Origin of the sequence: Micromonospora sp. NPDC005553 (assembly GCF_042871765.1) — a bacterium.
Taxonomy (GTDB): domain Bacteria; phylum Actinomycetota; class Actinomycetes; order Mycobacteriales; family Micromonosporaceae; genus Micromonospora.
Map to the genome: position 1 here is coordinate 434,859 of NZ_JBIAJD010000001.1, position 11,852 is coordinate 446,710.

General features: G+C 62.6%; 6 protein-coding genes. 4 read left to right on the forward strand and 2 right to left on the reverse strand.

The window, feature by feature from the left end:
• Positions 1-40 precede the first annotated feature (40 nt).
• From ACFYPG_RS02140 to ACFYPG_RS02155, 4 genes are all read left to right on the forward strand, one after another.
• Entirely contained in the window at positions 41-1,399 is a 1,359-nt protein-coding gene (locus ACFYPG_RS02140) for a hypothetical protein (RefSeq protein ID WP_387349621.1), read from the forward strand.
• Positions 1,400-1,441: 42 nt separating this feature from the next.
• Positions 1,442-1,978: an NUDIX domain-containing protein gene (locus tag ACFYPG_RS02145; protein ID WP_387349623.1), complete on the forward strand. Its 537-nt coding sequence runs from the start codon at positions 1,442-1,444 to the stop codon at positions 1,976-1,978.
• Between the two features lie 575 nt (positions 1,979-2,553).
• A complete protein-coding gene (locus ACFYPG_RS02150) occupies positions 2,554-4,209 on the forward strand; it encodes a DUF262 domain-containing protein (protein WP_387349625.1) in 1,656 nt (551 codons plus the stop codon).
• 383 nt (positions 4,210-4,592) lie between these two features.
• Positions 4,593-7,961 carry an NACHT domain-containing protein gene (locus ACFYPG_RS02155; protein WP_387349628.1) on the forward strand — a complete coding sequence of 1,123 codons (3,369 nt, stop codon included), beginning with the start codon at positions 4,593-4,595 and terminating at the stop codon, positions 7,959-7,961.
• A 206-nt stretch (positions 7,962-8,167) separates the two neighbouring features.
• On the opposite strand, the gene ACFYPG_RS02160 is transcribed toward ACFYPG_RS02155, so the two are convergent.
• Positions 8,168-10,555, reverse strand: a complete 2,388-nt coding sequence (locus ACFYPG_RS02160) for a discoidin domain-containing protein (protein ID WP_387349630.1) — start codon at positions 10,553-10,555, stop codon at positions 8,168-8,170.
• 124 nt (positions 10,556-10,679) lie between these two features.
• Positions 10,680-11,732 carry a GDP-mannose 4,6-dehydratase gene (locus tag ACFYPG_RS02165; protein WP_387349631.1) on the reverse strand — a complete coding sequence of 351 codons (1,053 nt, stop codon included), beginning with the start codon at positions 11,730-11,732 and terminating at the stop codon, positions 10,680-10,682.
• Positions 11,733-11,852: the final 120 nt, after the last annotated feature.

An 11,852-nucleotide genomic window follows, 5' to 3' on the forward strand; every position in this document is an offset into this window, starting at 1 on the left:
CGTCACTAGTTGTAGTTGGCTGATGCCTGGAGGCGGAACCATGGCAAGACCGGTGATGAACGCAGCGTTCGAAGGGCTGCTGCTTGCTGCCGGCTACGGCAACGCCCACGCCACTTTCGCTCGCCAGCTCAATCACGCCGGCCGTGATCAGGGCACCTGGCGGTACGACGCCGCCAGCGTCTACTGGTGGTTGCGCGGTCGCCGGCCTGGCGAGCACGTCCAGGCCGCGATGGCCGAGACCCTAACCCGCAAGCTCGGTCGCTCCGTCGCCGTCACGGAACTGGGCTTCGGCACGGTCGACAGCATCGGAACGTGCGTCTACCCCGCGTCGGTCGATGGGGCGATCGATACCGCCGAGCAGATCTGGACGAGGCTGGCCAAGCACCTCACCCCCCCGGTCAGCGGGGCGTTCGACAGCGGCAAAGCCCTACAGGCCGCACTCGGTTGGCGGTATGACCTGCCCGACGAGACGGCCAGCAGGAGCGGCCGGCAGCAAGTCACGCCGACCGACGTTCAGTCGCTGTACGCGCTGGCGGACCACTTCACCGACCTGGACCGACGCCACGGCAGCGGCTCTCTGCACACCCGTGCCGTCATGGCCGACTTCCTTCTGCGTCAGGTCGCGCCCATGCTGCACGGCACCTACACCGAAGCCGTGGGACGCGACCTAATGCGCGCAGCAGCGACATTGTGCGGGCAACTCGCCTTCATGTCCTACGACGCGGGCGACAATGCCATTGCCCAACAACACGTGGCCATCGCCTTGCGGCTCGCCAAGGCCGCCGACGACCGCCTATACGGCGCTCACCTGCTGGCCAACCTCGCCACCCAGGCCGTGCACCTGGGCCACTCCCGGGACGCCGCCCGGCTCGCCGAAGCGGCCATCGACGGGGCAGGGCGAGCGCCGGCCGCCGTGCTTGCTCGGCTGCACGCCACCGCCGCCACCGCGTACGCGCAGTCAGGCGAGCGGCGTGGCTGCCAGCTCGCGCTTGCCAGAGCTGAGCGTGCTCTCGACCGCGCTGGCGCCGTCACCGGCCCACGCTGGGTCACCTACTTCAGCCCGGCCCACCTCGCGGGAGCCGCACTAAGGTGTCATGGCGACCTACAGCTGTATTCGCAGGCCCTTGACTACGCGACCGACGCTCTCACCCTCGCCAGCGAGAACACTCGGACGCGTGCACTACACACCGCTCTCGTCGCCGTAACTCATGCCCGCGCTGGGGACACCGACGCCGCCTGCAACTGGGGCCGGAACTTGGCACAGTACGCCTCGGGCATTCATTCGGCGCGTGTTCAACAGCGCGTCCGCGAACTGACGGCAACGCTCAGCCCTCAGCAGGCGTCGCCCCAGGTCAACGAGGTCCTGCACAGCCTCGCGACCATGCCGACAGCCGCATAGCGCGGAAGCCGCACCTGGGACCCGTCCGCTACCGTCACCGAGGTGACCTGGACGGAGCCCGCCACATGGTATGCAAACCTGGCTTCCTTCTACGCCGCAGCCGCCGCATTCATCACCGACCCGGCCGGCAAGGTACTGCTCGTCAAACCCACGTACCGCGACCACTGGGCCTTCCCCGGCGGCTACGTTGACGAGGGCGAATACCCACATGATGCCTGCGCCCGTGAGATCCGAGAGGAGTTGGGGATCTCCGTGGTGGCGGGTGACCTTCTCGTAGTGGACTGGGCACCGCCCGCCGGGCAGCGGCCACGGGCCATTGTCAGCTTCACGTTCGACTGCGGGTCGATCTCCAACCTCGATGGTCTCGTCCTACCGAGACAGGAGTTGGAAAACGCGGCCTTCTTCTCACCCCGGGACGCCGAGCAGTGTCTTCCCGACAACGTCGCCACCCGAGTTCATGCGGCGATGAGCGCCCGTGGCCGACGCGCTCCGCTGTACCTAGCTGGCGGCTCGATCGTCGCACCGGCCTCCGTTGGTGGGGCAGAACACGAAGGAGTGCCTCGGTCGCAGACTGCGTGAGCACCCGAAGGACCTCGGCGCAGGTTTGCAGGCTCCCAAGCACGAGGGCAGTGGCTGGGAGACCTGCTTGTACGCAAAGGCGACGGCGATCCGGCCCGGAGATATCAACCTGCACCGGCACAAGACGCAGCACCAGGTGTGCACTGTCGTTGCCGACTCTCTCGAGCGGTTGACGTCCTACGATGATGAATCCGGAGTTGCAGTGAAACCGCCGTCTCAGGCGGTCATCGTCGCAGCGCCCGATGATCTTCGGCCCGGCCCTTCACCGGCTGCGCCCCTCAGCCAGCCCGTCGGCTTTCGTCCGCATACCGGAGTCGGCAACGCTGCCCGGTCAAGGTGGATTGAGCAGCCAACCGTTTGAACGACCTTGACCGGGCAGGCCCTACCCACTCAGCCCTGCCCGGACGGAGGTTGGTGGGATGGCGCCAACCATCCCAGAGCACCCGAGCGCCCCACCGAAGGCTCGTCGCTTCGGTCGAACAATCGAGCGTTACGCGCCGGCAACGCGGCTCGTCCGGTGAGTGCACCTCGACCTCAATGTCGCTACGGTGAGGAGTCACTCAGACGGAGGATCAATGGCAGACCCCACGAACTTCGGTCACGACCGGCTGGCACACTTGCTCTCGGACCGCTTACTGAAGGTCCCGAGGTTCCAGCGTAGCTACTCCTGGGATGACGCGAATGTGCGCGAGTTCCTCGATGACCTCGAGAACGCCCGGTCGAGTAAACAGCCGTATTTCATGGGAACCGTAGTCCTTGCCTTCGACACCGAGGACTCAAGTCGACAGCTCATCGTCGATGGCCAGCAGAGGCTGACGACAACAGCGATTCTCCTAGTCGCGATCAGGGATCGACTGGCACAGCTCGGGAAGCAGGATCACGCAAATTCGGTGGACGAAACATATCTGCGCCGCTTTGAACTACTCCAGGAACAGCGAGTCACTCGCCTCATCCTGAATCCTGTTGACTCACCCGCCTACGAACAAATGCTTGCCGGCGAGCCGACGCTACCCAACTATCCCTTAGGGCGCTGTTACCAGGCATGCGCGAAGCACCTAGCGGAGCTTACTCCCGATAGCAGTGACTACAAGATATTGGTCGACATGGTTGATCAGCTTGAAAGGCGCGTACAAGTACTACTTGCCCTTGCCAGTGAACTCTCTGAAGCGTATGTCATCTTCGAGACGCTAAACGACAGGGGCGCCGAGCTTACCACAGCAGACCTACTCAAAAACTATCTCTTCAGTCAAGCAGGGCGCGACTACCTGGGACTCGTAGAGCGAACTTGGACGTCAATTTCTTCTAGATTTGACAAAGCTGACGACTTGGTCAAATTCATACGCTACGAGCACATGTCGAGGCATGGCAAGGTGACCATGCGGAACCTTTACAAGGCACTCCAGGGATCAATTGAGAAGACGCCATCTGGTATCCGAGAGTACCTACTCCGGCTTGACCATGCCCTAAAGTTTTACACAGCTCTGCGCGAACCAGACAACATTCTCTGGTCGGGTGTTAATACTGACGTCCGCGATTCCCTGCTCGCAAATCGGCGATTCGGCTTCGAATCCAGCAACCCGCTCCTACTTGCGGCCTTCCGCTCCTGGGATACGGAAAGAGCCGCCAGGCTTGTGAACAAGGTGACCGGGTGGTCAATCCGGTCTGTGGTCGGTGGAAAAATCGGCGGCGGACAGTCAGAGGAAGCCTTTTGTGCCGCCGCGAGCGCGGTGGCTGGCGAAAGGGCCATCAACCAAGACCAAGTGCGGGCACAACTCAGCCACATCGTTCCGAATGACGATGACTTCGTTCAGGCCATCCAGGCCTACGGACCACTTTCTTTGGGGCGAGCAAAATATCTACTCGCGCGGCTGGAAAGGCAGATGGTTCTCTCTCGTGGCGGAAACGCCGAGGGCTTGCCAGACTGGAGCAGCACAGCCGTCTCTGTGGAACACATCCTGGCGGATTCGATGACACGTTCAGATTTCGCCTCCGAGGACGATTTCAGCGATTTCTCCACGATGCGCGACAGGATCCACAATCTGACCCTCCTCGAGAAGACTCTCAACAGGGGCCTGTCGAATAAGCCATTTGAAGAGAAGCGTGACACTTACGGGAAGTCAAAGTTCACGATGACACGTGACGCCGGAGAGGCTAGGGCTATGCATATCAGCGACATACGAGACCGAGGGAGACGGCTTGCAAGACATGCGCCGGCCGCTTGGCCCCTGTGACCCGTAGGAGTTCTTGGTGCGCCCGTCAACATTTTCACGCTTTCTGTGCCCTACCAATGGTCGACCATCCAGCTTGCCCGCTGTCGTACTAGATGAGACCGCTCTAGCCTTCAACCCCAGCACCGGATCCGCCAACACTCATGGCGATTCTGGGATTTTTGGCATGTCGCGCCGTCGGCGGACTGCAACAGATGCGCTTGCGGCCGAAGGCCAGAGGCACAGCGGCGGACCTCCGGTCCCACCCTGGTTCGACGGATGCGGTCCTAGGCAGCGGATCGCCTTGATCCCGTACTGAAGGTCCTCACATGAGGGCCCACAAAGTCATGAGGACCTACAGAGCCAAAACAGACGGCCTTCACCGTTCTCCCCCTCACGTTCTTTGGATGGTCATGAGCCGAAACTCGCTTCTCACATACCGCGGAGCCCTCAGGATCCTTGGGCGGTACGAACCTCCGATCGTTGAAAAGCTCGACCAAGCAGCTGGTGGCCTAGTTCTCGGAGCTGGAATCGTAGCTGGCGCTATCGCGATAGCGGGTAACCCTGCACCGGCAATCGCTCTGGCGGTCTGGAGTTGGGTGGACCAGAAGAACGAAGCTAGCAAGTTGCTGCGGAGCTTGGTGAAGAAGCTCCCCGGACGGATCCGCTCTATGTCGGGATACCCCCGCACTCAGTTAATTACTGCAGCCCACACTGCCATAGTGGTCGATTCGTTTTTCAGCGCTCTGCGGGACGAGGTCGGGGACCTCGAATACGGTGCGTTAGAATTGAGCGAGGACGACGTCGCGCGTCTAGCAAGCGGCGGCGCGGCGCGGGCAGAGAATGTCGCCAGTTTCGTCTACGCATCAGAGGTGCCAGCACCGGGAGCCGCTCTCGGGTTCGAGGAGAACAGCGTCCTCGTGCAGCGATGGCTGCAGGATCTTGCGAATCGCAGTTTCCATTTCTTCGCCGGCCTTTCAGCCTGGAAAGAGAAGGACCTGGAGTTTGCGGGGCGCCTAGAAGCAGCAGCGGTTGAGAAATACCGGCAAAACTACGCAGACCTCGCACGGGATGTACCGGAGTTCATGATTTGGGCAATACTGGGCGAGCATTCAGCGACGAGAGTTGCCATTAGCGATGGCAATGCAGAACTAGCGGAGCTCCTCAAAACTGTCACTAACGAGGCATTACTCCGTCTTGAGAAGGCCTTGGAAGTAGGACGACCTCTTGCCGCCATCGCCTTGACACCATCCCGGTCCGTCGTATATCGGGCGAACAGAGGAGCCTTAGCGGAGCAGATAATTGCGCCCGGCTCGATTGAGGGGATTCCTGCTCTCAAATTTCCGCGTGTTGAGGAGATCTACATCGAGCCAAGATATCGATACTGCAGGAACGACGAGGACTCGCTGATTGCCGACGAAAATTGGTGGAAAAGCCGGAGAGTTTATAGTGATATATCAGTTTTCCTTGCGGCTCACATTACGTCCGCAGAGGCTACTTCTGTCCCACTGCTAGTGCTCGGCCATCCTGGGTCCGGTAAGTCACTATTAACTAAAGTCATGGCTGCCCGATTGCCGGATTCGGGATACACGGTAGTCCGCGTCCCGCTGAGGCGAGTCAGGGCCGACCGCCCGCTATACGAACAGATCCAAGAAGCATTGGACGGCGTAACCCACGGCCGCGTCAAATGGGCTGATCTGGCCGAAGAGAGCCGAGATACTATACGCGTCATTCTGCTAGATGGTTTAGATGAGCTACTGCAAGCTTCGCCAGGGGCTCATAGGAAGTTCTTCAGAGATATCGCCGATTTTCAGCTAAGTGAGGCTAATCAGGAACTGCCTGCCGTCGTTATCGTGACCTCACGAACTTTGGTTGCCGACCAAGTAGAACTCCCGCTCAACGCCCCGGTCCTCAAGCTTGAGGACTTTAATAAGGATCAAGTTCTGCGGTGGCTTAGCGTCTGGGAAAAGGCGAACTCTTCCGGAATTTCCACGGGATCGATTAAGCGGCTGGGAGCCAATGTCGCACTTCAACAGGACGAGCTGTCGTCGCAGCCGCTCCTCCTTTTGATGCTTGCTGTTTACGCAGCGGATCCACAATCAGAGCCCTTAACGAACAAACTTTCCAAAGCCGCTCTATATCGTCAGCTACTAACTACTTTCACAACGCGAGAGGTGTCGAAGAAGGCTTCTCCGCTAGAAGGCGCAAGACTACAAGAGGCGGCACGAGAACATCTTTGGGCCCTGACCGTCGCGGCATTCGCCATGTTTAATCGTGGTCGGCAACATGTTTCCGATTACCAACTAGGTGCAGACTTGACAGCGCTCGATCACGACTATCTCGATGGGGAGATGAGAGAGGCCGACCTAGGCAGACAGGTTGCAGCTCAGTTCTTCTTCATACACTCGGCCGAAGCACGAATCGCGGGCCAACCAGAGCCGATCCGCTCCTACGAGTTCCTTCACGCGACATTCGGTGAGTACCTTGTCGCCCAGCAGATCATGGCAATGATTAGTGACTTGAGGAATCAAGACCGAAAGCGGGGTGCTCAGGACATCGATGCGTTACCCTTCGCATTATTGTCATGTCAGCCCTTGGTTGGAAGAATGTCGATCCTCCATCTTGTTAACCAACTGTCATCCGAACTAGACGACGGAGAGCGCGCGGAGATACTATCTGCCGTAGATGACTTGATTCGCACATACCGGCGTCGCCACAATTTCGACACTTTCAGCGGATACAAAGCCACGCCAGGCGACCGAATTCTAGCCCTCGCCTTTTATTCACTGAACCTCGTATCGCTACGAATCGCCCTAAGTAGGGACTGGCGGCTGCGCCTTGAGCAAGTTTGGGTAGAAGGCGACCATGACGCGCTCCAACAGTGGCAAACTACTGTGAAGCTCTGGGAGTCAGCTCTCGATCCCGGCTCGTGGCAATCCGTAATCAACTCTCTGGAGTACTGGCGCAAAACAGTTCGCTTCATGCCGACTGGAAGACTTTTGGTGGGCAGCAACTTCCGATATTCAATGAATGCCAGATTGTTGGGCGACACTGACCTCGAAGAACGACTACGTGCTGGCACCGCAATCACTCACAAGTCCTACTACTACGTGGGCGGTGACGATTGGGAAGCGTCCATGGTTAGCTCCCTGCGCGGCTACCTGCATGCGCGCGGATACTCCGGCCCTCCGCTCATCGCCCGTCCGCCGCGCCGAACCACTCGAGCTTCGGTAGGACGGGTCGCCATCGAGATTGCGCGAGTACTGAAACTCGCGAGTCGACCTGAACACAAACGGTTTGCCGCAGAACTTGTAAACTTCCTGCTCTCCCTGCCTAATGTTAGGCCTGATCCGGTTGCACTGGCCTCTGCACTACTCAGATTTCCTTCGCTAGGGCGGACAATTCCTGAACTGATGAGGCCCGAGCGCTATATCGATGGCGGGTGGGCCGTCTGGCTGATTTTTGCCGCGAACGAAAGTAATAATCCGGCAGTGAGAGAGCTTCGAGACGCTGTCCTCGCAGGTGTTCAAGGCGCCCCGGCCACGAACACCATTCCCGTCAAAGAAGCAGCACATATGCTTAAGGAAGTTCTGAGAAGTTATGAGATTCAGGCCAACGTGTCGGAGGGGGGATCGCATGTGTTCGCCCATCAATCGAAGAGCCTCACACTGATTCATTCTGATGGGACGTCCTATCAGGACACACCTCCCTATGTGTCGGGCAAAGGAAGTATTGCGAGGACTAATATTCCGACGCCTCGTCGCAGGAAGAACTAGCTACCGTCACCTTTGGCCACTCGGCCAGGTTGCCACACCGGCCACTCCGAGCCAATCAACCTGCCAGCCGCTCCCCTGCCCATCTCGATGGCTCCCACGGAGGTCCAAGTGGTGAGGGTCTGCGAAGTCGGCGCGTAGGGCGGCTTGCGCCCGCTCGATTCGATGGGCGGCCGCCGGTCGACGTCCGGCGGCCGCCCCACCCCTAGTCAGCTGGCGTAGACCTCGACTGTCGACAACTGGCCGGCCGGCCAGCCGGTGTTGCCGGTGACGGTGATGCGTACGAAGCGGGTCTGCGCGGCGGAGAATGTCAGCGTCACCTGGTTGCCGCTGGCCGGGTCGAAGACCCGCCCCGCCGACCCGACGAGCGTGCCGAAGCTGCTCCCGTCGGTGCTGCCCTGCACGGACAGTGTCTGCGTCCGAGCACCCCACGCCGACGACTGCGGCAGCTTCAGCACCACCCGCCCGACCGTGCGCGTCGACCCCAGATCGACCTGCACCCACTGCGGGAACGCGTTGTTGTTGCTCTCCCAGTAGCTGTTGGCGTCACCGTCGACCACGTTGCCCGACCCGTAACTCTGAACGTGGCTGCTCTCGCTGGTGGATCGGCCCCGAGCCAGGTCCGAGTTGGCCGCGGCGTCCGTCGTGACGGTGACCGCGTTGGACGCGCTGGAGGTGTTGCCGGCGGCGTCGCGGGCGACGACGGTGAAGGTGTACGCGGTAGAGGCGCTGAGCCCGCTCACCGTCGCCGTGGTGCCCGTGACGGTGGCGACGACGGTGCCGCCCTGGCGCACCTGGTAACCCGTGACCCCGATGTCGTCGGTGGAGGCCGTCCAGGAAAGGGACACACTTGTCGACGTCTTGCCGGTGACAGCGAGGCCGCTCGGGGCGGTCGGTGGGTTGTCCGGGGTGGTGCTGCCGGCGTACACCTCGACCTTGGCGAGCTGGCCCGCCGGCCAGCCGGTGTTGCCGGCGATGCTCAGCCGGACGTAGCGGGCCGCGGTGGTCGTCAGCGTGCGGGTGACGGTGTTGCCGGTCGCCGGGTCGAAGGCGAACGCGGAGGCCGCGGCGATGGTCGAGAAGGTGCTGCCGTCGACGCTGCCCTGCACGGTGATGGTCTGGGTGCGCGCGCCCCAGCCGGCGGGCAGCCGCACCACGAGCTTGTTGACCTGTTGGCTGGCGCCGAGGTCGACCTGCCACCAGTGTGGGAAGGCGCCGCCGCCGCTCTCCCAGTAGCTGCCGGCGTCGGAATCCACCGCGTTCGACGCCGGGAACGGACCGTTCTGGCTGCTGGCCGAGGTGGACCGGCCGGCCGCGAGGTCGCCGCTGGTCGGGGGCGGGGTGCCGACCATCGGTGGGGTGGGGCGGACCGGGGTGAGGGCGAGTTGCCCCTTGAGCATCCGGCCGCCGTCGGCGGTGATCCGCAGGTAGTAGTCGGCGGAGCAGGCTACGCCGTCCTCGTCGAGGGCCCGGATGTTCGCGCCGGCCGGGGTGGTGGCCTGGGTCTCGGACGTCTTGGCGATCTGGTTGCCCTCGTTGTACTCGTCGAACATGGACACGTAGAGGCCCTGGGAGCCGAGCCGGACCATGTTGTAGATGTGCCGCCAGTAGAAGTCGCCGTGCTTGCGGTGGCCTCCGGCGAGGTCGCCGGGCATCACGCAGGGCAGGTAGTCGATGCCGAGCGCCGCGCAGTCGGCCATGTCGCCGACGTTGACGTTGTTGTAGTAGGAGTCCAGCTCTTCCACCGTCCTGGCCCGGTAGACCATCCACGGCGAGATCGCGTGGAACGCGTGGTAGACGTCGAGGAAGCCGGGGCGGGAGTCCTCGATGCCCTGCCGCCACCAGGTGGGCACGCCACCGATGACGTAGCAGCCCTGGGCCTTGAACCAGTTGATGACCTCCAGGCAGGGCCCGGGGGTGAAGGGTCGGCTGGGCTCGCTGAAGCCGAAGCCCCAGATGCAGACGACCGGTTTGCCGTTCTGTCGGGCGTACGCCGACGACGCGGTGTACGCGGCCATCTTCGTCGTCCAGTCGGTCTTGATCTCCGATTGGAAGGTCAGCCAGTCGGTGACGTCGTACATGATGTAGAACTTGCGGTTGTAGCGCTCGGCGGCGGAGCGCACCTTCTGGGTCATCGCGTCGCGGGTCGGGCCCTCGTCGCCCATCGGGTTGAACCGTTGCAGCGCTGCGGTGTCGCAGCCGTTCTCCTGCATCCAGCGGAAGTGGGTGTCCACCGTCTGCTGGTCGTAGGAGGAGAAGAGGGTGGCCGGCTGGCCGTTGCCCAGGTTGGGGTACGCGGTGGGGTAGGTGCGGGTGTACTCGCGCATGTCCGGCCAGGACACGATCGTGGTGTTGGCGGGTGAGGGCGGCTGGAACCGGTCGCGGCCCCAGTGCCACCAGCCGCCGATCGGTGCCCCGTCGCCGGGTGCGCTGAACCAGCCCTGGTAGCCGACGGTCACCTTGCCGACCACGTCCCCGGGGGGACTGGCGGCCTGCGCGGGGCTGGACAGGCTGGTGAGCAGCTCGGTGGTGGAGGCGGTGGCGAGGGCGGACCCGGCCAGCACCGATGTGACGAACCTGCGGCGGGAGACCGCCATGACGACCACTCCTTCGGGACGGAAGGCATTGACGGCCATCGTGGCAGCAGTGGATGCCGACCCGCAAGAGTTAGACTGATCGATGAAAATCCCGATCAGATGACGGGAATTACGCGCTGAGTCCTCAGTGGCTGACGGCGCGCTCCAGCGCCCGCACCGGGGACAGGATCTGGCCGCCGGCCTGGCGGCGACGGGCGTCACGCACCGTCATCCGTACGCCCTCGGTAAAGCCGATCTTCGGGTACCACCCGAGCAGCTCGCGCGCCTTCCTGGTGTCCAGCGCCATGTTGCGTACCTCGCCCGGCCAGGGCAGCGGCTCGTACCGGGCCGCGCTGCCGACGCCGGACGCCTCCCGGACCGTGTCGTAGACCTCGTTGACGCTCGTCTGTCGACCCGAGGCGATGTTGACCAGACCTATGCCGGGGTGATGACAGGCGACGGCGATCGCCTCGGCGACGTCGCTGACATGGATGAAGTCCCGGGTCTGCGTACCGTCGTCGTAGATCACCACCTGCCGACCACCGAGCAGCGCGTCGGCCATCAGGGACACCACGCCGCAGTCGCTGCCCTCCTGCCGGGGTCCGTAGACATTGCCGAACACCATCGAGGTGTACGGCAGCCCGTGCTGACGCCCGTACCAGTCGAGGTAGTGCACGCCGGCAGCCTTGCTGACGCCGTACGGGCTGACCGGGGCGATCGGATGGTCCTCCCGGACCGGCAGGTCGTGGGCGGCGACGCTGCCGAAGATGGCGCTGCTGGCCGCGTTGATCACCAGCCGTACGCCGCCACGGGCGCAGGCGTCCAGCACGTTGACGGTGCCGAAGACGTTCACGTCGGCGTCGTACAGGGGTGACCGACGGGCCGCGGGAACGCTGGGCTGCGCGGCGAGGTGCACCACCACGTCCGGCTGCCACTGATGGATGGCCTCGACACCCTCCGGCGTACGGATGTCTCCCGAGACGACGTCGGCCTCGGTCAGTCCGCCGTACGCGGCATCGGCCAGGTTCTCGATACGACCGGTGGAGAAGTTGTCGAGCACCCGGACCTGACTGCCCATCAACATCAGCCGGGCGACCACGTGGCTGCCGATGAAGCCGGCGCCTCCGGTCACCAGCACGCGTCCGGGGATCAGGTCCTTCGGCGGGTCGACACCGACGGCAACAACTGGCTGGTCCATGTGGAACTCCTTGGAACGACTGGGTTGTCGGCCCTCAGCGGCAACCGGACGGCCGGCACGACCGTAACCCACCGAATACCCACCAAAGGGATGTTTCGCGCAATGATTTAGGCCGGTATG

Coding starts and splice junctions, on each gene's coding strand:
- ACFYPG_RS02140 (WP_387349621.1), top strand. CDS start 41: ATGGCAAGACCGGTGATGAACGCAGCGTTCGAAGGGCTGCTGCTTGCT.
- ACFYPG_RS02150 (WP_387349625.1), top strand. CDS start 2,554: ATGGCAGACCCCACGAACTTCGGTCACGACCGGCTGGCACACTTGCTC.
- ACFYPG_RS02155 (WP_387349628.1), top strand. CDS start 4,593: ATGGTCATGAGCCGAAACTCGCTTCTCACATACCGCGGAGCCCTCAGG.
- ACFYPG_RS02160 (WP_387349630.1), bottom strand. CDS start 10,555: ATGGCGGTCTCCCGCCGCAGGTTCGTCACATCGGTGCTGGCCGGGTCC.
- ACFYPG_RS02165 (WP_387349631.1), bottom strand. CDS start 11,732: ATGGACCAGCCAGTTGTTGCCGTCGGTGTCGACCCGCCGAAGGACCTG.